Origin of the sequence: Cryobacterium sandaracinum (genome assembly GCF_004403415.1) — a bacterium.
In the GTDB taxonomy this organism is placed as follows: domain Bacteria; phylum Actinomycetota; class Actinomycetes; order Actinomycetales; family Microbacteriaceae; genus Cryobacterium; species Cryobacterium sandaracinum.
The window spans coordinates 111,528-132,794 of the sequence record NZ_SOGO01000016.1; the positions used below are offsets into that span (position 1 = coordinate 111,528).

The 21,267-nt window shown below is 68.1% G+C and carries 17 protein-coding genes; 5 read left to right on the top strand and 12 right to left on the bottom strand.

Features of this window, described 5'->3' with window-relative positions; all coding sequences use genetic code 11:
- Window positions 1-36 precede the first annotated feature (36 nt).
- The 10 genes from E3T25_RS05210 to E3T25_RS05255 form a co-directional block, all read right to left on the bottom strand.
- Complete coding sequence (locus tag E3T25_RS05210) at window positions 37-2,109, bottom strand: glycoside hydrolase family 71 protein (protein ID WP_134372768.1); 2,073 nt, start codon at window positions 2,107-2,109, stop codon at window positions 37-39.
- A 235-nt stretch (window positions 2,110-2,344) separates the two neighbouring features.
- Window positions 2,345-3,301: a prolyl aminopeptidase gene (pip, locus tag E3T25_RS05215; protein WP_134372771.1), complete on the bottom strand. Its 957-nt coding sequence runs from the start codon at window positions 3,299-3,301 to the stop codon at window positions 2,345-2,347.
- A 10-nt stretch (window positions 3,302-3,311) separates the two neighbouring features.
- Window positions 3,312-3,983, bottom strand: a complete 672-nt coding sequence (locus E3T25_RS05220; protein ID WP_134372774.1) for a response regulator — start codon at window positions 3,981-3,983, stop codon at window positions 3,312-3,314.
- Complete coding sequence (locus E3T25_RS05225; protein ID WP_241977302.1) at window positions 3,980-5,257, bottom strand: sensor histidine kinase; 1,278 nt, start codon at window positions 5,255-5,257, stop codon at window positions 3,980-3,982. Before E3T25_RS05225 ends, E3T25_RS05220 begins: the two co-directional genes overlap by 4 nt.
- A gap of 10 nt (window positions 5,258-5,267) precedes the next feature.
- Window positions 5,268-6,149 (bottom strand): ABC transporter permease, encoded by an 882-nt coding sequence (locus E3T25_RS05230; protein ID WP_166785015.1) that lies wholly within the window; start codon window positions 6,147-6,149, stop codon window positions 5,268-5,270.
- Between the two features lie 2 nt (window positions 6,150-6,151).
- Complete coding sequence (locus E3T25_RS05235; RefSeq protein WP_134372777.1) at window positions 6,152-7,078, bottom strand: ATP-binding cassette domain-containing protein; 927 nt, start codon at window positions 7,076-7,078, stop codon at window positions 6,152-6,154.
- 200 nt (window positions 7,079-7,278) lie between these two features.
- Window positions 7,279-9,456, bottom strand: a complete 2,178-nt coding sequence (locus tag E3T25_RS05240) for an acyl-CoA dehydrogenase family protein (RefSeq protein WP_134372780.1) — start codon at window positions 9,454-9,456, stop codon at window positions 7,279-7,281.
- A gap of 267 nt (window positions 9,457-9,723) precedes the next feature.
- The gene (locus tag E3T25_RS05245) at window positions 9,724-10,368 is read right to left on the bottom strand and encodes a class I SAM-dependent methyltransferase (RefSeq protein ID WP_134372783.1); all 645 of its coding nucleotides are present in this window, start codon (window positions 10,366-10,368) and stop codon (window positions 9,724-9,726) included.
- Window positions 10,369-10,425: 57 nt separating this feature from the next.
- Window positions 10,426-12,453 carry a DNA helicase RecQ gene (gene recQ / locus E3T25_RS05250; protein ID WP_241980638.1) on the bottom strand — a complete coding sequence of 676 codons (2,028 nt, stop codon included), beginning with the start codon at window positions 12,451-12,453 and terminating at the stop codon, window positions 10,426-10,428.
- Between the two features lie 39 nt (window positions 12,454-12,492).
- Window positions 12,493-13,161, bottom strand: a complete 669-nt coding sequence (locus E3T25_RS05255; protein WP_166785951.1) for a copper resistance CopC family protein — start codon at window positions 13,159-13,161, stop codon at window positions 12,493-12,495.
- Between the two features lie 70 nt (window positions 13,162-13,231).
- Between E3T25_RS05255 and E3T25_RS05260 the strand changes: the two genes are divergently transcribed.
- The 5 genes from E3T25_RS05260 (at window position 13,232) to E3T25_RS05280 (ending at window position 19,012) form a co-directional block, all read left to right on the top strand.
- Entirely contained in the window at window positions 13,232-14,152 is a 921-nt protein-coding gene (locus E3T25_RS05260; protein WP_134372789.1) for an EamA family transporter, read from the top strand.
- Window positions 14,153-14,327: 175 nt separating this feature from the next.
- Window positions 14,328-15,512 carry an ABC transporter substrate-binding protein gene (locus E3T25_RS05265; RefSeq protein ID WP_134372792.1) on the top strand — a complete coding sequence of 395 codons (1,185 nt, stop codon included), beginning with the start codon at window positions 14,328-14,330 and terminating at the stop codon, window positions 15,510-15,512.
- A 2-nt stretch (window positions 15,513-15,514) separates the two neighbouring features.
- A complete protein-coding gene (locus E3T25_RS05270) occupies window positions 15,515-16,387 on the top strand; it encodes a branched-chain amino acid ABC transporter permease (protein WP_166785952.1) in 873 nt (290 codons plus the stop codon).
- 4 nt (window positions 16,388-16,391) lie between these two features.
- Window positions 16,392-18,308, top strand: a complete 1,917-nt coding sequence (locus E3T25_RS05275) for a branched-chain amino acid ABC transporter ATP-binding protein/permease (protein WP_134372798.1) — start codon at window positions 16,392-16,394, stop codon at window positions 18,306-18,308.
- A complete protein-coding gene (locus tag E3T25_RS05280; RefSeq protein WP_104102551.1) occupies window positions 18,305-19,012 on the top strand; it encodes an ABC transporter ATP-binding protein in 708 nt (235 codons plus the stop codon). Before E3T25_RS05275 ends, E3T25_RS05280 begins: the two co-directional genes overlap by 4 nt.
- 281 nt (window positions 19,013-19,293) lie before the next feature.
- On the opposite strand, the gene E3T25_RS05285 is transcribed toward E3T25_RS05280, so the two are convergent.
- Together E3T25_RS05285 and paaE are read right to left on the bottom strand one after the other, a co-directional pair.
- Entirely contained in the window at window positions 19,294-20,067 is a 774-nt protein-coding gene (locus tag E3T25_RS05285) for an enoyl-CoA hydratase/isomerase family protein (protein ID WP_134372801.1), read from the bottom strand.
- Window positions 20,068-20,115: 48 nt separating this feature from the next.
- Entirely contained in the window at window positions 20,116-21,267 is a 1,152-nt protein-coding gene (gene paaE, locus E3T25_RS05290) for a 1,2-phenylacetyl-CoA epoxidase subunit PaaE (protein WP_134372804.1), read from the bottom strand.

Below are 21,267 nucleotides of genomic sequence, written 5' to 3' on the forward strand. Positions count from 1 at the left end.
GTTCGGCAGCACCCGGCTATGTTCCGGTGATCCTGGTTACTGGGTCCTGCTGCTTGCGGCGTAATACTGCAGATCCTGCACGACAGGGCGCGCAACGACTGTGTACGGAGAGGTGACCGCGGCGATCTGCGCCCCGTTCCGGTCTGCACTCGCACCGACCGTGCCCAGCGCCAGCGGGAACGTCCTGCTTGATTCTCCTGCCGGCGCCTCGAACGATGTCTTTTTTCCTCCGATTGAGACCGTGACCGTCGCCGGTGCCGTGAGGAATGTGAGCACTCCGACGGTATCCCGAGGCTTCATGGCTGTTCCGCTCAACGTGGGCGACATGAGCTGCTGCGGCGTGGTCGGCGTCGCTGCATAGGGCTGAATCCGGTGCGTCAAGTAGATCGAGTCGTTGACGATAGCCGGCGCCGAGCCCTTCTTGAACTGGCTCAGGTAGTACGCGTTGATATCCAGGAAGGCCTCGCCGTGCGCTGCCGAAGGAGCAAACGACGTCCCCTCGGAGTAGTCGTTCCACGTGACCAGTTGCACCAATTCAGAACCGTTCGACAGCGCCCGTTTCCAGGACGCCTTCAGGGTTTCCGTATTGCCGGCTTCGTCATAGAGGTAGCTTCGGGGCCGGACGTCCTGGACGACAACGGGAGACATCCACTTCACGCCGAGTGCTCGTGCCTTCGCCGCGTAGTCGGGACCGTTCTCGATGGTCACCGGCGTCCGGGTTCCCCAGTTGCTCAACGCATAACTGATCGGTGCAAAACTCTTCAGGTTCTCGTCACTGGCATTAAGGAATACGGCGATGAACGCCGTCTTGATTCCATACTGCGAAGCCAACGTCGACTTCAACTGCCCCCACCAGACCGCGTTCTGACGCTCGGCGGCGAAGGAGGAGAGAACGAATTCGCCTGTACTCAGACGATAGGTGGCCGGGGACTTGTATAATTCGGCAAGTTTCGCCGCGATGGTCGCGATGCTGGCCTTTCCGGCGCTGGCCGTCATATCCAGGTTCGGGACAATGGTGAAGTTTCTGCCGGACTGCTCCGCGCCCTGCACCAAATCGAGTGTTCGCTCCCAGTTGAGGCCGGACAGACTCATGATGTCGACGGTGAAGCCATCGATACCGGCATCTGCCGCGTCGGTGACTTCCTCTTTCATATCAGTGAGTTTCCAATCCCCCGAACGCGGAGCGCGAGCCTCAGGGCGGTCGCGCAGCAATCCGCCGTAGTTGGCGTGGATGCCTCCCTCGCCCTGCGAGGTGAGGTAGTTGATCGCATAGTAATCCGATGCGGGTGCCTTGTTCTCGATGGAGATGGGGTACGGCGGAAAGTAGTGTGCAAAGACCTTTTTGCCGGTGGTGTTCGACCCGGGAACCGCGAATGACAGGCTGTCGGATCCAGTCGCCGAGCCGGTGGCCGAGCCGGTCGCCGAGCCGGTCGCCGCGCCGGTCGCCGAGCCGGTTGCCGCGAGGACGAGCTTCAGCGTGGGGCGCGCCTCCCCTTTGCCTACGAACGAGGTGCTGACAAACTTCTGGGCGAAGCGCACCTCGAACGCAGTCGACCCGGACAACGCTGTACCGTTCAGACCCGAGAGCGGCACAGAAATTGTCTGTCCGGTCAGAGCCCGAACCGATGCCCCACTCAGTTCCGTGTCGATGTGGGCCGGGCGGTTCGACTCAGTCAGAGACGACGCGCTCCAGTCCGAGGAGACCGGATAGACCTGCACGCCAGGTGCGGTAGAGGTGGTGCTGGCGACTTTCAAGTCCAATGTCGCCGACACGACGCTCATGCCCGTGTACTGTGCCGTGTCGAATTTGAGGAAGGTCTTGTCAGCCAGCGACGTGGCGCTGACGTACGGCGTGGCGTTCTGGGGTGTGCTGGGTTCGCGGATAGTGGTCCAGGTGGCCTCCCCCGCTTTCACTGCGATCGGGGCAGCGGCGACAGCCTGGGGAGAGGTCACCGCCGACGCGGGCGACGGAACGACAGCCGATAGGGCCAGCACTGTCGCCGCAAGGACGGCCGTGAGTTGCCATAGCTTGGCGAGACGTGGCTTGCCATTGGGGTGCCGGTTCAGGAATTTGATCGGGGATTTTTGGCCAGCATAAAGAGCAGACATACAACATCTCAAGATTGTGCGCGATCGAGAGCGCGAGGGATGTGACCCCCGAAGAGGGGCCACCTGAGCAATATTCGAATGCTATCGAAGGGTAGTGCGATTACCAAATAAGACGAGAGTGTCAAGGGCCTGGACAGACCACCGGCAGGGATTATTTCGACGGGAGCGAGCACATATTCAGGACCGCCGTCCGACCGGTCTGGGCCTGCTGTCGCCGGGATTCTCCCGGCCGGCCTCAGGTCGCGAAGCGGTCCGTGGCCTCGATGATCGCGTCCAGGTTGCCGGGCTCGTCGAAGGAGTGACCGGCATCCGGGATCAGCCTGAAATCGGCCTCCGGCCAGTTCTGGTGCAGCTCCCAGGCTGTGAAGGCGGGGGTGCACATGTCATAGCGGCCCTGCACGATGACGCCGGGGATGTCCTTCAGACGGTCCGCGTCGCGGATCAGCTGGTTCGGTTCGAACCAGCCGGAGTTGGTGAAGTAGTGGTTCTCGATCCGGGCGAAGGCCACCGCGAACGCCGGCTCGGTGAAACGCGCGATCGTGTCGGGTTGCTGCAGCAGCGTGATGGTCGAGGACTCCCAGGTGGACCAGGCCACGCCGGCCCGCTCGCGCACGTACTGGTCGGGGTCGTGCAGCAGGCGCTTGTAGGCCCTGATCAGGTGGCCGCGCTCCTCCACCGGAACCGGGGCGATGAAGCTCTCCCAGAGGTCCGGGTAGATCGCCGACGCGCCGCCCTCGTAGAACCAGTCGAGTTCCATCGGGCGCAGCGTGAAAATGCCCCGCAACACGAGTTCGGTGACCCGGTCCGGGTGTGTCTCGGCGTACGCGAGGCTGAGGGTGCTGCCCCAGGACCCGCCGCAGACCAGCCAACGCTCGATCCCGAGGTGCTCGCGCAGTTTCTCGAGGTCGGACACGAGGTGCCAGGTGGTGTTGGTGGTGAGGTCGGCGTCCGCCGCGCTCGCGTGCGGCGTGCTCTGACCGCAGCCACGCTGGTCGAAAAGGATGATGCGGTACTTCTTCGGGTCGAAGACGCGGCGTTGCTTCGGGCTCGATCCGCCGCCCGGCCCTCCGTGCAGGTAGACGGCCGGCTTGCCGTCGGGGTTGCCGGATGCCTCCCAGTAGATGGTCTGCCCGTCACCGACCTCGAGGAGTCCGGTTTCGTAGGGTTCGATCTCGGGGTAGAAGGTGCGCATACCCCCGAGCCTATTCGAGCCGGTGGGCCAGAATGACGACCTGCACTCGGTCACGCAGCTCAAGCTTGGCCAGGATGCGTCCGACGTGGCTCTTGACGGTGGACTCGGACAGGAAGAAACGTTCGGCGAGCTCCGGGTTCGACAGACCCTCCGCAACCGCGAAGAAGACCTCTCGCTCCCGCTCGGTGAGCAGGCCGAGTCGGCCGGCGTCGGCATCCGCTTCGGTACCGTCGGCCTCCCGATCTGCCCCCGGAAGCTTCGCTCCGAACAGGTCCAGCATGCGCCGGGTCACCCGCGCCGAAACGGAGGCGTCGCCCGAGGCCACGGCCCGGATTGCCGCGGTGAGTTCAGCGGGCTGGGCGTCTTTCAGCAGGAACCCGCGCGCGCCCGCGCGGAGGCCACCGAACGCGTACTCGTCGAGGTCGAAAGTGGTGAGAATGATGATCCGGCTGTCGGGGCACGCGGCGGTGATCCGCCGTGTGGCCTCGATGCCGTCGATTCCGGGCATCCGCACATCCATCAGGATGACGTCGGGATGCAGGTCGGTGGCGAGTGCGATCGCCTCGGCGCCGTCGCCGGCCTCGGCCACCACGGTGAAATCGTCCTCGGCCTCGAGCACCATCCGGAAGCCCGTGCGCAGCAGCGCCTGGTCGTCGACGAGCAAAATCCGGATCGGCGTCATGCCCGTTCCCCCGTCTCGTCGACCGTCATCGTCGCGCGCACCTGCCAGCCGCCGCCGGGACGGCACCCGGCCACGAGGGTGCCGTCGTAGAGCGCGACGCGCTCGCGCAGCCCGATGATGCCCCGCCCGGCAGCCGACGACGGCAATGTGGCCGACGCGTTCCGGCCGTCGTCGGCGATGACCACCTCGAGCCGCCCCGGTACCCGGATCAGTCGCACGGTCACCGCGGTCGGATGCGCCGAATACCGCAGCGCGTTGGTCAGCGATTCCTGCACGATCCGGTAGACCGTCAACTGCAGACCCTGGCTCCCGGGAATGCGCCCGGTGAGTTCCAGCCGGGCGGGCAGTCCGGCGGCGTGGAACGATTCGACCAGGTCGACGAGCTGGTCGGCGCCGGGTTGGGGCCGGAGGGGGATATCCGTCCCCTCGGGGTCGCCCTGCTCCTGAGGACCCTCACTCAGCACGCCGAGCAGCCGGCGCATCTCGGACATCGAGCCGCGGCCGGTCCGGGCCACCTCGCGCAGCGCAGCGCGCGAACGTTCCGGGTCTTTGACGAGCAGCGCGTCGGCGCCGTCGGCGAGCGCGACCATGACCGAGAGGCTGTGCGCGATGATGTCGTGCATTTCCCGGGCGATGCGCCCGCGTTCGGTGATGCGGGCGAGCTGGGCCTGCTGGTCGCGCTCTCGGGCCAGCTGTGCGGCCAGTTCGACCAGCGCGGCCACATAACGCTTGCGATCGCCGACCGTGACACCGATCAGGGTGGCCGCGAGCATGAGGACCGCGGATTGGGAGGCGACCGCAAGCCAGGATGCGTAGCTGCTCGCGCCCGGAAAAGCACCTAGGGCGCCGATGCCGATCGCCACGGCGAGGCCGAACCAGGCGCTTCGCACGCCACGGTAGACCGCGGCAGTGTAGAGCGCGATCAGCACGGGCAGGGTGTCGCCCTGGCCGGGGAACGCGACGACCAGTCCTGCGCAGGTCACCCCGAGCACGAGAAGCGGGGCATGCCGCCGGACCAGCAGTGCGGCCGTGATGACCATCACCACCGCGGCGGTGATGAGGGCCTGCGGCGGCAGGCCGGGCCCGGCCTGCCGTGTCAGGTCGATCAGGAAGACGACGGCCATCGGCACGAAATAGGCGCTCGCGACCAGCGCATCGCTGAGCCACGGATGCCGCGCCCAGAACCGCCCGGCCACCCCCGGCGGTGTCGGCAGACGCAGTTCGCCCTCGGTCGGCACAAGCGGCCGACCGAGGGCGAGGAGTGATTCGGTCATTCAGAGGACTTTACGCGTCCCTCCGCTTCAACACCACAGCGGCACCGACCAAGCTGACCGCGAGCCAGCCGAGCAGCACCAGCAGGTTGACCCACCATTCGATCGGCACCGGGCTGAACGACATCAACCCGAACATGTTGATGCCCGCGTTCGACACCAGATACGGCAGCACCGCGGCGGCCCACGGGGCAGCGATCACCTGGAACACCATCGGGAGCAACAGCACGATGCCGAGCACGACCGCGATGCCGCCGGCCCCGCTGCGCACGATGGTGCCGATGCCGAGGGCGAAGACCGCGATCAGGGCCAGGTAGAGCGCACCGCCGAGTACCGGCAGGAACACGGCTGGATCCGCGAAGCTGACGCCCAAGCCCTGCCGGGAAAGCACCAGCGACGCCACCAGATAGGAACCGAGGTTGGCGGCCAGCCCAACCACGAAGGTCGTGACGAACAGCACGGCGGCCTTCGCCGCAAGGGCGGGCAGCCGGCGCGGCACCGCTGTCAACGTGGACCGAATCATGCCGGTGGAGTATTCGCCGCTGATGGTCAGCGCGCCGAGGACGGCCACGATGAGTTGGCCGAAGAACACCCCGAATGTCGCGGTCTGGGCGATGAAAGTCGCCTGGTCGGCCGCGGGGATCATCGAGGCGTCCGCACCCTGCAGGTCGAGCGTCGAGGACATGACCGCCGCGAGGGCGAGCGAAACCAGTACGAGCAGGGCGTACGACCATGCCGTCGAGCGCACGCTGCGCAGCTTGATCCACTCCGACCGCAGCAGGCCCGCCGCGCTCAGGCCGTGCACAGCGGATGCGGCGCCGGGCACGGTGCCGTCCGCGGCCGGGGAGGAGGAAGCAGCGGGCGCGGGCGTCTTGGTCGCGGTTGTCTCGGTCATCGTCATGCCTCCTGCAGTTGCGCGGAGCCGCTGGCGCGGTACTCCACCTCGTCTTGGGTCAGGGCCAGGTAAGCCTCTTCCAGTGACGCGCTCACGCCGGTCAGCTCGTGCAGCACGATGCCCGCGGCGGCGGCCTGTTCGCCGATGTCACCGGCCGAAATACCGGCTACCTCGAGCAGGTCCGGCTCTCCGGTGGTGACGGTGACGTCGGGCTGGGCGAGCAGGGCCGCAAGCTGGGCGGACTGAGGGGTGCGCACGCGCACCCGGTGCGTGCCGGCCATGCCGATAATCTCGGAGACCGGGGCATTCACGATCACCTTTCCCCGGCCCAGCATGATCAGGTGGTCGGCCGTGAGAGCCATTTCGCTCATCATGTGCGAGGACAGCAGCACGGTTCGGCCCTCCGCGGCGAGGCACCGCATCAGCTGGCGCACCCACTGCACGCCCTCGGGGTCGAGCCCGTTGACGGGCTCGTCGAGAATCAGCACCGCAGGGTCGCCGAGCAGCGCCGCTGCGATGCCGAGGCGCTGGCCCATGCCGAGGGAGAAGCCGCCGACGCGCGTGCGGGCGACGGCTCCAATCCCGGTGAGCTCGATCACCTCGTCAACCCGGGCGGCCGGGATGCCGTGGGTGGCCGCCAGGGCCAGCAGGTGGTTGCGGGCCGAGCGGCCGGTGTGCACGGCCCTCGCGTCGAGCAGCACGCCCACCTCGCACAGCGGCGCCCGGTGCTCGCTGTAATGCTTGCCGTTGACCGTGACCGATCCGGCGGTCGGCCGGTCCAGTCCGACGATCATGCGCATGATGGTGCTCTTGCCGGCGCCGTTCGGACCCAGCAGGCCGGTCACCTTGCCGGGCTGCACGGTGAAGTCGATCGCGTCGACCGCGGTCTTGCCGCCGTGCCGTTTGGTCAGGGACTGTGCCTGAATCATCCGTCTCCTCGTTGTACATCGGTGGGGCCGGTCTCACCGTGTGAAATCGGCCCGTCATCGACGCTACGGGGGACGGATGCTGCACGCATCGGCCCAGCGGACGCTTGTGCGCCCGCCGGCCTCGTACCTGGGTACGACACGAGGGTGCCCGTTCCGGTAGAGAGCGGCCGGCGGAACGGGCACTCTCCACCGGATCGGGGCTACCTCTTGGCGGGAGTCTTCTCGGCGCGGGGAGCGGTGCCGTTGGCACGCTGGGTTTGGTAGTAGTCCCTGGCCTCGTTCTGGCGCTCCTGCTCGGCACCGCTGGCGATTGCCGACCGGAGGTGGTCCTGGCTGTAACCGAAGGCGTCGACCAGGTCGACGGAGTGGGGGCGGAGCCGGGCGATGATGCGGTCGATGTAGGCCGTGACCGACTGTGCCCGCTTGGCCGACAGGCGCCCGTGGATCAGGTACCAGGCCAGGTGCTTCTCCACCAGTCCGAGGCCGAACAGGTCGCGCAGCCAGGTCAGGACCTGCTTCGTGCCGGCGTCTTCAGCGGTCTCGACCGCCCGGGTGAACGCCTCCCACTGCAGCAGCTCGCCGTGCGAACGGGCCGCCTCGATCAGCTGGTCCTGGTTGGCGTTGAAGAGGGCCGCGGCATCCTTCGGTGCCAGCTTGCCGGCCGAGCGGAGCTTGCCCGCGATCTCGGCGATCATGGTTTCGACCCGGTCGGTGAGCAGCTCCCGCTGCACCGTGGTGTCGCGGAGGTGGCCCACGGAGCGAGCGGTGGAGCCGAAGTCGGAGACCGCCTGGCCCAGGGTGCGGAGCCCGGTACCGTGGTAGGCGCGGCCGGCAGCTTGCTGCACGACGTAGCGGGCGAGCACGCCCGGGCCGGCTGAGGCGAACTTGCGGCTGTAGTCGGTGAGCAGACGCTTCGCGACGAGCTGCAGGAGCACGTTGTTGTCGCCCTCGAAGGTGGCGAAGACGTCCAGGTCGGCGCGCAGGCCGACCAGCCGGTTCTCGGCGAGGAATCCGGCGCCGCCGCAGGCTTCGCGGGCCTCCTGCAGGGTGTCGAGAGCGTGCCAGGTCGAGAGCGGCTTGAGGGCGGCGGCGAGGGTTTCGAGGTCTTGCCGGTCGGCATCCGTGTCGGCCTGGCCGCTGAAGACCTGATCGAACTTGACCAGGAACTCGTCGTGGGCGAACGTGTGCGCGTAGGTCGTGGCCAGGCGCGGCAGCAGACGGCGCTGGTGGCGCTGGTAGTCGAGGATGACCTCCTCGTCGGTGTCGCTACCGGCGTTGAACTGGCGGCGCTGGCTGCCGTAGGTGATGGCGATCGTGAGGGCCATCGCCGAAGCCTGGGTGGCGGCGCCGTCGAGCGAGACGCGGCCCTGCACGAGGGTGCCGAGCATGGTGAAAAAGCGGCGGCCGGGGCTGGAGATCGGGCTGGTGTAGGTCCCGTCCTCGGCGACGTCGCCGTAGCGGTTGAGCAGGTTTTCGCGGGGAATGCGCACCCCGTCGAAGTGGAGCCGCCCGTTGTCGATGCCGTTGAGGCCGCCCTTGAGGCCGTCGTCCTCGCCACCGATGCCGGGGAGGAAATCCCCGGACTCGTCGCGGATCGGCACCCAGAATGCGTGCACCCCATGGTTGACGCCCGCCGTGATCAGCTGGGCGAAGAGAACGGCGGCGATGCCGTCTTTCGCGGCGTTTCCGAGGTAGTCCTTCCACGCCGCGCGGAACGGGGTGTCGATAACGAATTCCTGCGTCGCAGGGTCGTAGGTCGAAGTCGTGCCGATGGCCGCGACATCCGAGCCGTGTCCGGTCTCGGTCATCGCGAAGACGCCCGGGACCTGCATGGTCATGATGCCCGGCAGGTAGGCGTCGTGGTGCTTCTTGGTGCCTAGGTGCAGCACGGCCGCGCCGAACAGACCCCACTGCACGCCCGCCTTGATCTGCAGGCTGGGGTCGGCGGTGACGAGTTCCTCGAACCCGGCGATGTTTCCGCCGTGGTCGTCGGCGCCGCCCAGGTGCGTCGGGAACGCGCGGTGCACGTGCCCGTTCTCGGCCAGGATCAGGAGCTGGCCCAGCACGCGTTCGCGGTGCTCGGCCATGGATTGACCCTCGATGCGCTGCAGTTCGGGCTTGGCCGTGAGCTCGCGCGCCCGCAGGCGCACGTCGGCCCAGGTGCCGAGCAGCTGCCGGTGCAGCGACTCGATGTTGACCGTGGGGGCACCGGCCTGGCCGGCGATCATAACGGGGCCGGTGTCGACGCCGGGCGCCACGGGGGGCGTGACGGCGACGGTCGTGGCCAGGGTCGCGTCCGTCTTCTTGTCCGTCTTGGCGGGGGTCTTCTCCGTCTTGGCGGGGGTAGTGCTGTTGGAGCGCTGAGCAGTGTCAACCATCATTGGTCCTTCGTCTTCGCGCGAACTCGAAATTTTCTTACACGCTAGGCGGCTCTCACGAAGCGGGGAAATAGTGCGTGACGGGCCTACAACGAAGGATGCTCCGCCCGGCATTCGTCTTGTAGGTTTCCACAGCGGTAAAGGGTCTGACGGCACCGTTACCCACAAACGGGGCACCACCTCTGCCGGAGCGACGGCCCGGCCGCTCCTCACGAATTCGACGGAGATTTTGCCCTAGAAGCCCTAAAACAAGCCCAAAACGTGGCTTTAGCTCAAAATCTCCGTCGAATTCGTTGGGGCACAGGTGGTCGGGGTGCGGGCGGTGACGTGGAAGAGGTGCCAGTGGCGAGGGCCGAATGCGGACTGACCGGGGCGGTCGTCTTCGACGAGGCCGACGACGTGCAGACCGGCCAGGAGCGCCTCGACCTGGCCGCGATCATGGAAGTTCATGTCTGCGCGGCCGGCCCATTCATCGTGGGGGCCGAAGAATTCTCCGGCGAACCAGGCGCCGGGCTTCAGCGCCGCGCGGATGCCCGCCCACAGGTCGGGGAACACTGCGGGGTCGCAGAAGGGCAGGGAAAACCCCGCATAGACGAGGTCTGCGGCGGGCAACTCGGGGAGATCCTCGAAGCGGGACCGGTGAAAGACCAGGCGGGACTGCTCCGCGGCGCGAAGGCCCGTCCAGACCCTGGCCTCAGAGCCCGGGTCGGCGTCGAACGCGTGTACAGTCCAGCCGGCGGCGAGCAGGTGCCGGGTCTCGGTGCCCGCACCGCAGCCCAAGTCGATCGCAGTGCCGGGTGGGGCGGGTGGCGCGTCGGCGCAGAGGTCGAGGGCACGGAGGTCGAGGGCACGGAGCAGCACCGCACGCGGTGGGCGAGCGGCCTGAGCGTTGAAGTACTCGGTCCAGTCCATGACTCAGTTCTACCCGGTCCTGCGGGATGCCGCGGGTTGGGTCCGGGACGGGAGGCGTCAGGTTCCGGCGGACACGACCTCGAGGAGGGCGGCGCCGTAGGCGTCGAGCTTCTTGGCACCGACGCCGGAGATGCCGTCGAGGTCGGCCAGGGTGGCCGGCTTCGTCGCGGCGATCGCCAGCAGGGTTGCGTCGCCGAAGATGATGTAGGCCGGCACGCCCTGCTCTTTGGACTGGGCGGAGCGCCAGACCCGCAGCGCCGCGAACAGGGTCTCCTGCTCGGGGCTGAGATCGGCCGCGGCCGCCTTCGCGGCGCTCTTGCGGGCCCCGGCCGCGGGGCGGGCGACCCGTTCGGGCTCGGTGCGGAGCTCCACTGTGCGGCGGCCAGCGAGGACCTCTGCGGCGGCATCCGTCAGCACCAGGGTGCCGTATTCGCCGGAGGTGGCCAGGAAACCCTGGGCGAGGAGCTGCCGCACGACGCCGCGCCACTGCTGGTCGCTGAGGTCGGCACCGATGCCCCAGGTGGCCAGCTGGTCGTGGCTGTGCTGAGTGGTGCGCGGGGTCACCTTGCCGCGCAGGATGTCGATGAGCTGCCCGGCGCCGAAGCGCTGATTGCGCTCGCGCAGCAGGCGCACCACGGTGGAGAGCAGTTTCTGGGCAGGGACGGTGCCGTCCCAGCCGACGGGGGGTTCGAGGCAGGTGTCGCAGTTGCCGCACGGCTCGCTGGACTGGCCGAAGTAGCGCAGCAGGTTGACCCGGCGGCAGCTGACGGTCTCGCAGAGCGCGAGCATGGCGTCGAGGTGGGCGGAGAGCTTGCGCCGGTGGCCGAGGTCGCCGGGCGACTCGTCGATCATGCGGCGCTGCTGCACGACGTCTTGCAGGCCATAGGTGAGCCAGCCGGTGGAGGGCAGGCCGTCGCGGCCCGCGCGGCCGGTCTCCTGGTAGTAGCCCTCGACGGACTTGGGCAGGTCGATGTGGGCGACGAAACGCACATCCGGTTTGTCGATGCCCATGCCGAACGCGATCGTGGCGACGATGATGACGCCCTCCTCACGGAGGAACCGGGACTGGGTGCGGGCGCGCAACCCCTGGTCGAGGCCCGCGTGGTAGGGCAGCGCGTTGAGCCCGTTCTGGCGCAGAAATTCGGCGGTCGCCTCGACGGTCTTGCGACTGAGGGCATAGACGATGCCGGCATCCGTGGGGTGCTCGGTCTTGATGAAGGCCAGGAGCTGCTTCCGCGGCTCGGCCTTGCCGACGATGCGGTATTGGATGTTGGGCCGGTCGAAGCTGGCGACGAAGTGCCGGGCATCGCCCATCTGTAGCCGGGTGGTGATCTCTTTATGGGTGGCGTCGGTGGCCGTGGCGGTGAGAGCGATGCGGGGAACATCGGGCCAGCGGTCGGCCAGGTCGGACAGGGCCAGGTAGTCGGGCCGGAAGTCGTGCCCCCACTGCGACACGCAGTGGGCCTCGTCGATGGCGAAGAGGGCGATGGTACCGCGGTCGAGGAAACGCTTGGTGGCCTCGGAGGAGAGTCGCTCGGGGGCGACGTAGAGCAGGTCGAGGTTGCCGGCGAGGTAGTCACGCTCGACCGTGCCCCGAGCGGCGGAGTCCTGGCTGGAGTTGAGGAACGCGGCGCGCACGCCCACGGCGGTGAGCGCGTCGACCTGGTCTTGCATGAGGGCGATCAGCGGCGAGATGACGATGCCGGTGCCCTCCCGCACGAGCGAGGGGATCTGATAGCACAGGCTCTTACCGCCACCGGTGGGCATCAGCACGACGGCGTCGTTGCCGTTGATGACCTGGTCGATGATGGCGGCCTGCTCGCCGCGGAAGGAGTCGTAGCCGAAGACCGTGCGCAGGGCCTCGCCGGCCGTCGCGAACTTCGCGGTGGCGCGGCGGGGCGGGGTTGCGGGTACGCGAAGGGCGGATGCGCCGGCGCGAGCGCGGCCTGCCGGGCCCGCCAGGCCCGGGGCCGGTTCCCACTCCCTGGCTCCGCCGGCATAGCCGTCGGGCGGTGGCGGGGCGTCGAATTCGTCGGGTGGTTCGAACTCGTCAGGATTCCACGGTATTTCGGCGTTCCAACTCACCCGGCAACTCTACCTGCGCCCTCCGATGGTGCGGGTCGGCTACGCGGGCTGGTCAGGCTGCTCGGGCTGATTCGGTGGGCGACGCGCGCTTCGGCGGATGGCGAGGAGGGTTCCAGCCACGGCGAGGAGGACGGCACCGAGGGCGGCGGCGATCCAGACGGCGACGAGGGGGGCTTCGGCGAGGGCGACGGTGCTTGTGTCGGTGGAATCCGGGAAAGCAGCATCCGCGGCGGCGTCCGCGGTCTCGGCGCAGACCGGCTTGGCCGGGGACCCTTCAGCCAATGCCTGGTCGGCGGCCGGTTGCCAGGTGAAGGTGAAGTCGCCGGACACCGGATGCCCGTCGGTCGAGACCACCTGCCAGGTCACCGTGTACTCGCCCGGCTGGCCCAGCTGGGCCTTGGTCTCGACTGTCGGGCCGAGCAGGCTGATACAGCCGTCACCGTAGTAGAGAGGCGTGGCCACACGCGCGGGCCCGCTGATGAGCATCCCGCTGCCCGCTCCCCCGCCGCCGAGGTCAAGCAGGGCGTCGTTCGTCGTCACGGTGAACAGCGAAGGCTGTTCAGTCACGACGGCCCCCGCTGCCGGGGAGGACCCGCCCACGGAGTCGTGGGCCGACGCCGGGGCGGCGGACCACCACGGCGGCGCGGCCACCACGGCGGCGCCCAGCGCGAGCGCTGCCCACTGCCGCGCCCTGTTCCCTCGTTTCACAGCGACCTGTCTCCCCGCCTCACACAGTTGGGGGTTTTAGGATACCGGCCACTCGCTAAGCTCGTTTTCTATGCTCACCGCGGTCCTCGGCCTCACCGGCGCACTCATCTTCGGGAGTGCCGACTTCCTTGGCGGGCTCGCCGCCAAGCGCATGAGTTCCCTGCTCGTGACGGCCGTCGCCGCGGCATCCGGGCTCGTGGCCCTGCTGCTCGCCCTACCGTTTGTGGTGGGGGTCTGGTCGCCGTCGGCCGTGCTGTGGGGCGGATTGTCCGGAGTCAGCGGCGCAATCGCGATCTCGCTGCTCTACACCTGCCTCGCGATCGGGCCGATGAGCATCCTCTCGCCGCTCACGGCCGTGGTGTCGGCGGTCGTGCCGATGACGGTGGGGCTGGCCGGCGGCGACCGCCTCGCCCCGATCGGCTACTGGGCGCTCGGCCTGGCGCTCGTGGCGGTGGTGCTCGTGGGTTTCGTGCCCGAGCGCGGCGCCGTGCGGCCGAGCCTGCTCGGCGTGCTGATGGCCCTCGGCTCCGGCACGATGATCGGCGCCTTCATGGTGATGATCGACCTGACCCCGGCGGACAGCGGGCTCGTACCGCTGGTGATGAACCGCGCGGTGAATGCGGCGATCATGTTCTCCGTGGTCGGGCTGCTCGCCCTGCTCGCGTTGCGGCGGCGACGTTCACTGGTGACGACCGCGCCGATGACGGGCTCGTTCAGACCGGTGACGGATGCCGCGCCGCAGCCCCGCTCGACGCTCACCATCGGGCTGCGGCTGGCCGTGGCCTGCGGCGTGATCGACGTCGTGGCCAATGTGTTGCTGCTGCTCGGCATGCGCGCCGGGGACCTCAGCGTGATGAGCGTACTCACGGCAATGTACCCGGCCGGCACGATCCTGCTCGCCGCCGTGGTGCTCCGGGAACGGATCGCGCCGGTGCAGTGGTTGGGCCTCGCGCTGGCCCTCGGCGCGGCTGGGATGCTCGCGCTGGCCTAACGGACCCGGCGCCGACTGGCATCCTTTCACCGCCGACACCGTCACCCACTCGTTACGAACGACTGCCTCGGGACCCTTGCCGCGCGCGGCGATGCCACGGTACTGTCAGGCCCACACCTGAATTAGTGAACGACTGGTCGGTCACTAATTATCTGTTCCTCTGAAGGAGATTCCAATGAAGAAGTCTCGTCTGCGTTTCATCGCGCCGATTGCCGTTATCACAGCCCTTGCGCTGGCCGGATGCAGCACCTCGAACCTGGGGGGAACGGCCAAGGACGACCCTGCAGCGGAGGCCGGCCCGATCAAGATCGGCGCGGTTCTCGACGTCACCGGCGTCGGCGCCAGCCTCGGCGTGCCGGAGCAGAACACGCTCACAATGCTGGCCAAGCAGCTCAACGACGACGGCGGCATCGACGGCCGCGACGTCGAGCTCACCATCATCGACAATCAGTCGACCGAGGACGGCGCGGCCAAGGCCACGAGCAAGCTGATCGAGAGCGACAAGGTCGACATCATCATCGGTGCCTCACGCACCGGGCCCAGCCTGGCCATGCGCCCCATCGCGGAAGCCGCGAAGATCCCGATGATCTCCGTCGCGGCCAACGTGGCCATCGTCGAGGGCTCGAAGTGGGTCTTCAAGACCGCACAGAACGACGTGGTCGTGCTCGAGCGCATCCTCGACGACGCCGAGGCGAAGGGATATACCAAGCTGGCCCTCGTGCGCGACGCGAGCGGTTTCGGCGAAGGGGTCGCGGAGTACATCACAGACCTCGGCGCCGAGCGCGGCATCACCCTGGTCATGACGGAGGCCTTCGAGCCGAGCGCGACCGACTTCACCCCGCAGATGACCAACGTGCGCGGCTCGGACTCCGACGCCGTCATCATCTGGGGCATCAACCCCTCGGCCGGCCTGGCCCAGAAGGCCTATGTGCAGCTCAGCGTGAACAAGCCGGTCTACCACTCGCACGGCATCTCGAACCAGGCATTCTTCGACGCCGCCGGTGACGCCGCCAACGGCGTCATCGCCCCGATGGGCCGCCTGCTCGTCGCCGACCAGCTGGCGGCCGACAACACCCAGCGCGAGGTCATCGAGCAGTTCCAGGCGGACTACAACGCGGCCTACGGCGAGCAGCCGTCCGGTTTCGCGGGCCACGCGTTCGACGCCTGGCACATCGCCGTCAACGCGATCGAGGCCGCCGGCACCGACGCGGATGCCCTGCGCGACGAACTCGAGAGCGCCCAGTGGACTGGGATCTCCGGAGTCTTCCAGATGACCGCGAAGAACCACTCCGGCCTCGACGCCACCGCCCTCATCCTGGCTGAGGCCGAGGATGGTCGCTGGAACCTCCTCAAGGACTGATCGTGCTCACTGATTTCCTGCAGTTGACGGTGGCAGGGCTTTCACAGGGCTCTGTGTACGCCCTGCTCGCCGTCGGCCTGATCGCCGTCTACACGGTTCGCCACGTCATCAACATCGCCCAGGGCGAGTTCGCGATGCTGGCCGGACTGGGGAGTGCCTGGCTCGCCGCGGCCGGGATGCCGCTCCTTCTCGCGATCCTGGTCGCCATCCTCTCGGTGACCCTGGTGGCCATTGCGATGGAACGGCTGATCATCGCACGGGTGAAGAAGCTGACCCCGCTCACGTCCATCATCCTGACCCTCGGCGTCTCGACTCTGCTGCAGGCGATCATGCTGCTGGCCTGGGGGCCCGAGGCCAAGGGGGTGCCCCTGTTCCCGGGGACCAACATCCTGATCGGCGGGGTGAGCATCCGTTCTCAAGAATTCTGGATGATCGGCGCCCTCATCGTGGTCGGCGGTGGAATTGTGCTCTTCTACGAGAAGTCACGCTGGGGCAAGGCCCTGCGGGCGTGTGCGGAGCAGCCCGTTGCGGCGCGCATCGTGGGGATCTCACCGGTCACCGCGTCAGTGCTGGCCTTCGCGATTGCGGGTTTCGTCGGGGGTGTCGCCGGCGTGGTGGCTTCCCCGATCTACCTCTCACTCTGGTCGGGCGGCGTACTGCTCGGCCTCAAGGGCTTCGTCGCCGCCGTCCTCGGCGGCTTCGTCTCCTTTCGTGCCGCGATCGTCGGGGCTCTCCTGCTCGGCGTGATCGAGGCCTACGTGGCCGGGTACGTCTCGTCCGGCCTGAGGGACGGCGCCGCCTTCCTCATCCTCATCCTTGTGCTCGTCGTTCGCCCCCAGGGCCTCGTTCTCAAGCCCACAGCGGTCAGGGTGTAGCGAAATGACACATGCAACCACACCTACCCTCGCCGGGACGCGCTCCCTCCGCACGCGTTTCTGGGCGAACAACAAGAGCACGCTGATCGGCTGCGGCGTGCTCGTCGCGCTGATGATCGTGGTCCCTTTCACGGCCAGTTCCTCGGTCATGAACATCGTCGTGTTCGCCATGATCTTCGCCCTGCCGGCCATCGGGCTCAACCTGCTGATGGGTCTGGCCGGGCAGGTCAGCCTCGGGCAGGCCGCGTTTTTCGCGATCGGCGCGTACACCCACGCAATCCTGCTGACCAAGCTCGATCTGCCCGGCCCGGTCGCGGCCACCGTCGGTGTTCTCGCCGCGATGCTGGTCGCCCTGCTCGTGGGCCTTCCGCTGATGCGCCTGCGCGGCCACTACCTCGCGCTGGCGACGCTGGGGCTCGGCTTCATCGTGATGATCGGCGTGCGCGAATGGGATGTCACCGGACGAACCACGGGCATCTACGGCATCTCGCGACCCACGGTGCTCGGGATCCCGATCGACAACAGCGGCTTCTTCCTCTGGTTCGTGACGCCGTTCGTGGTGATCGGGCTCATCCTGGCCCTCAACCTCACCCACAGCCGCGCCGGTCGCGCCCTCTCGGCCGTCAACGACTCCGAACTCGCCGCCGAGAGCCTCGGCGTCAACACCTATGCGCTGCGGCTGAAAGTCTTCGTGCTCTCCGCCGGCTTCGCGGGCCTCGGCGGGGTGTTCTACGCCTACCAGGTCGCGATCGTGAGCCCCGCCACCGCCGAATTCCACCTGTCGGTCTCGATCCTGCTGATGGTCGTCATCGGGGGCCTGGGATCGGTCTGGGGCGCCGTCGCGGGCGCCTTCCTTGTGCAATTCCTCGGCGAGGGCATGCGCGACGTCATCCCGGCCATCTTCCCCGGCGCCACCGGAGAGGTGCAGTTGCTCGGTTACGGTATCGTCCTGATCCTGGTGATCCTGCTCCTGCCCGGCGGCCTCCACCAGGCGGCGACCACGCTGTGGCAGAAGTTGCCGTTCGCCGGGAAGCGCCCACCCGGCGACGCGCATGCGCACGTCCCGGAGGACGACACGACGATCCCGCAGCTCCCGGCGGTCAGCACCCCGGTCGCGGCCGGTGAGCCGATCCTCGTCCTCGAGGGACTGAGCAAACGATATGGCGGCGTCGTCGCCGTCAACGATGTAAACCTCACCGTGCCGGCCGGCAGCATCCTGGGTCTGATCGGCCCCAACGGTGCCGGCAAGACGACCTGCTTCAACATGATCTCCGGAGCACTGACCCCAAGCGAGGGCACCGTCACGTTCCTCGACCAGGTGATCTCCGGCCGCAAACCGCACGTCGCCGCCGCGCACGGGCTGACCCGCACGTTCCAGAACCTGCAGGTCTTCACCTCGACGGATGTCGTCGGCAACGTGTACATGGGCAGGTACCGCAAGGGAAGCGCGGGCGTCCTCCGCGGAATGCTGGGGCTGCAGTCGGGTGAGCAGAGCGCCCACCGCGCCGCGTCCTACGAGATCCTGCAGTCGATGAAACTCTCGGATGCCGCGGACGACTCAGCCTCGGATCTGTCGTTCGGCAAGCAGCGAATCATGGAGGTCTGCCGGGCTCTGGCCGCCGAGCCGGCCCTGCTCCTCCTCGACGAGCCGATGGCCGGCCTATCCGGCGCTGAGCGCGAGGTGATGGCCGAGCTGCTGCGGCGGCTGCGGACCGCCGGGCTCACGATTGTGCTCGTCGAGCACGATGTGGCGCAGGTCATGTCCCTCGCCGACCATGTCGCGGTGCTCGACGACGGTGTGCTCATCGCCTACGGCGACCCGGAGTCCGTGCGCAATGACCCCGCCGTGGTCGTTGCCTACCTGGGCACGGACCTCGACGAGGCCGAAGCGGAACTGAACGAATTGGAGGAGCACGCATGACGCTGATCGTTTCCGGACTGGACGCCGGCTATGGCAAGCTCGCGGTGCTGCACGAGGTCAGCTTCGAGGTGGCGCGTGGGGAGATCGTGGCTGTGGTGGGCTCGAACGGGGCCGGTAAGACGACCCTGCTGCGAGCCGTCAGCGGCCTCATCCGGCCCACCGGGGGCAGCGTGACTCTCGAGGGTCGCACGATCACCGGGAAGCCCACGGAGAAGATGGCCGGATTCGGCCTGACCCATGTGCCCGAGAACCGGCTGTGCTTCCCGACCCTCTCGGTGCGTGACAACCTCATGCTGGGTGCCTGGACGAAGAAGGGCCACGGCGACGTCGACTCGATCCTCAAGCTGTTCCCCCGGCTGCGCACCCGGATGGGTCAGGCCGCCGGAACCCTCTCGGGTGGCGAGCAGCAGATGGTGGCCATCGGGCGCGGCCTGATGGCGAACCCGACGGCGATCATGCTGGACGAGCCGTCCATCGGCCTCGCGCCGAAGGTGGTCGCGGAGATCATGGACGTGCTCTCCCGGCTCTGCGTCGAGAAGCAGCTCGCGGTTCTCCTCGTGGAACAGAATGTGCGCGCCTCGTTCAAGATCGCGCACCGGGCAGTGGTCATGCACCGCGGACGGGTGGCACTCACGGGAACCCCGGCCGAACTCGTGGAACTCCCCGAGGTGCACAACGCCTACCTGGGTGGCGCAGCCGCGTAGCGGCATCCGTTGCCCGCTCCAGGAGCGGCACGCAGGTGTTGCGCCGCTAAGCGCGTGGCGTGCCAGCCGCGCAGCGGCGTAGAACCCGCGCCGCGGACCTGGTCGGCAAATGCTGCGGATGTGGTCGCTGCGGGCGACCGCGGCGACCGGCCCTAACGAATTCGACGGAGATTTTGCCCGAAACGGCCCCAGAACCTTCGGGAACCGCCTTTTTCCCAGAATCTCCGTCGAATTGGTTCGACGCGGGCGGCAGGGACGGGCCAGGACAGGGACGCGACGGGTCAGTCGCGGCCTGTGAACGCGGGCTTGCGCTTCTGCTGGAAGGCGGCGAAGCCCTCGCGGTAGTCAGCGGTGTCGCAGAGGGCCGCCTGCGCCCGGTTCTCGGCGGCGGCGCTCTGCCAGAGGCCGAGCCGGTCGTCCCGGAGGGCGCGCACGAGCTCCTTGCTGGCGAGGAACGCCTGAGTCGCCCCTTGTGCGGCCCGTTGGGCGGCCGTCAATGTGGCATCCGTCACTTCGTCGGCCGGGAATGCCTGGCTGAACAGGCCGGCGGCCACGGCCTCCGCGCCCGACATGAGCCGGCCGGAGTAGATCAGGTCGAGAGTGCGGTGCGCGCCGAGCCGGTCGACGAACAGGGCATGGCCGCCGGAGTCGAGCGTGGCACCGAGGTTCGCGAACGGGGACCCGATCTTCGCGGTGTCGGCGACGTAGACGACATCCGTGGCGATCAGCAAGCCGAGGCCAACCCCGAGGCAGGCCCCGGTCGCGGCGGCGAAGGTGGGCGCCGGGAAGGCGCTCATCCGCTGCAACAACGGCGTGACGAGTCCCCCCAGGAAACCCATCACATCGTCGTCGCGCGGGTCGACGCCCGAGATGTCACGGCCCGCGCAGAATGCGCGGCCCTCGCCGCGCAGCGCGAGGGCGCGCACGCCGGCCGCCTCCGCGGTCTCGTATGCGGCCGCGAGCTCGGCCAGGCCGGCCTCGTCGAGCGCGTTCAGCTTGTCGGGGGCGTTCAGGACGACGTAGGCCACGTCGTCCCGGATGGACAGCTCGATCACGGGAACCGCTTTCTGCGCTTGCGCGCCATACCTGATGGGCGAGTGGCGCTACACGTCGTAGTCGACGACGACCCGGTCGGTCGTTGGGTGCGACTGGCAGGTGAGCACATAGCCGCGGGCCAGTTCGTCCGGTTCGAGGGCGTAGTTCTCGGTCATCGTGACGTCACCGCTGACGAGCTTGGCGCGGCAGGTGCCACACACTCCCCCAGCGCAGGCAAACGGAACGTCCGGCCGCACACGCAGGGCGGCGTTCAGGATGCTCTCCTTCGCGTTGACGGGCGTGGTCACCGTGGCGCTCTCGCCGTCGAGCGTGAACTCGATCTCGAAGGTCTTGTCACCGATTCCGACGACCACCGGCCGCCCAGTGTCGCCGACCGCGTGCGTCGGCTCCCCCGTCGTGAACAGTTCGAACCGGATGTGGCCCGGTTCGACGTCCACGCTCTCCAGCGTGTCGCGGCACAACTGCACCAGTTCGAACGGCCCGCAGAGGAACCACTCGTCGACGGCGTTGGGACGGATGATGCTGGCCAGCATCAGGCGCAGCTTCTCCTCGTCGATCCGGCCGGAGAGCAGGGCGGAGGAGCGAGACTGGCGCGAGAGCACGTGGTGCAGTGCCAGCCGGGCCGGGTACCGGTCTTTCAGGTCGGCAAGCTCGTCGAGGAACATCACGTCGAGCGCGGTGCGGTTTGTGTAGACGAGCGTGAAGCGGGAGGTCTCCGAGCGTTCGAGCACGGTGTGTGCGAGCGACATCAGCGGCGTGATGCCGCTTCCGGCGGCGATGCCGACGATGTGCTTGTCGTCCAGAGTGTCCAGCGCGGTGGTGAACGTGCCCTGCGGGCTCATCACGTCAAGGCGGTCCCCGGCCCGGAGTTCGGTGTTCGCCCAGCTGGAGAAGACCCCGCCGAGGTCGCGCTTGATCGCGACGCTGACCGAGCCGAGCGCGTGCGGACGACAGATCGAGTAGCTGCGGCGCAGCTCCCGGCCGCCGATCGTGGCGCGCAACGCCAGGTGCTGCCCGGGGTCGTAGTCGAACTCCCCCTGCAGCGCCTCGGGAACCAGGAAGGTCACCTCGACGCTGTCCTGGGTGAGCTGGCGCACCTCGCCGACGGCGAGGGTGTGGAACCGGGCGCGGCGCTTTGTAGGCTCGGTGGCAGGGTCGAGAACGGCTGAATCGGTACTGCCCAGATTGAGTGCGGCCAT

Excerpts from the sequence above, each read along its gene's own strand:
- E3T25_RS05210 (WP_134372768.1), bottom strand. The coding sequence starts at position 2,109 with ATGTCTGCTCTTTATGCTGGCCAAAAATCCCCGATCAAATTCCTGAAC.
- pip (WP_134372771.1), bottom strand. The coding sequence starts at position 3,301 with ATGCGCACCTTCTACCCCGAGATCGAACCCTACGAAACCGGACTCCTC.
- E3T25_RS05220 (WP_134372774.1), bottom strand. The coding sequence starts at position 3,983 with ATGACGCCGATCCGGATTTTGCTCGTCGACGACCAGGCGCTGCTGCGC.
- E3T25_RS05225 (WP_241977302.1), bottom strand. The coding sequence starts at position 5,257 with ATGACCGAATCACTCCTCGCCCTCGGTCGGCCGCTTGTGCCGACCGAG.
- E3T25_RS05230 (WP_166785015.1), bottom strand. The coding sequence starts at position 6,149 with ATGACCGAGACAACCGCGACCAAGACGCCCGCGCCCGCTGCTTCCTCC.
- E3T25_RS05235 (WP_134372777.1), bottom strand. The coding sequence starts at position 7,078 with ATGATTCAGGCACAGTCCCTGACCAAACGGCACGGCGGCAAGACCGCG.
- E3T25_RS05240 (WP_134372780.1), bottom strand. The coding sequence starts at position 9,456 with ATGGTTGACACTGCTCAGCGCTCCAACAGCACTACCCCCGCCAAGACG.
- E3T25_RS05245 (WP_134372783.1), bottom strand. The coding sequence starts at position 10,368 with ATGGACTGGACCGAGTACTTCAACGCTCAGGCCGCTCGCCCACCGCGT.
- E3T25_RS05260 (WP_134372789.1), top strand. The coding sequence starts at position 13,232 with ATGCTCACCGCGGTCCTCGGCCTCACCGGCGCACTCATCTTCGGGAGT.
- E3T25_RS05265 (WP_134372792.1), top strand. The coding sequence starts at position 14,328 with ATGAAGAAGTCTCGTCTGCGTTTCATCGCGCCGATTGCCGTTATCACA.
- E3T25_RS05275 (WP_134372798.1), top strand. The coding sequence starts at position 16,392 with ATGACACATGCAACCACACCTACCCTCGCCGGGACGCGCTCCCTCCGC.
- E3T25_RS05280 (WP_104102551.1), top strand. The coding sequence starts at position 18,305 with ATGACGCTGATCGTTTCCGGACTGGACGCCGGCTATGGCAAGCTCGCG.
- paaE (WP_134372804.1), bottom strand. The coding sequence starts at position 21,267 with ATGGCCGCACTCAATCTGGGCAGTACCGATTCAGCCGTTCTCGACCCT.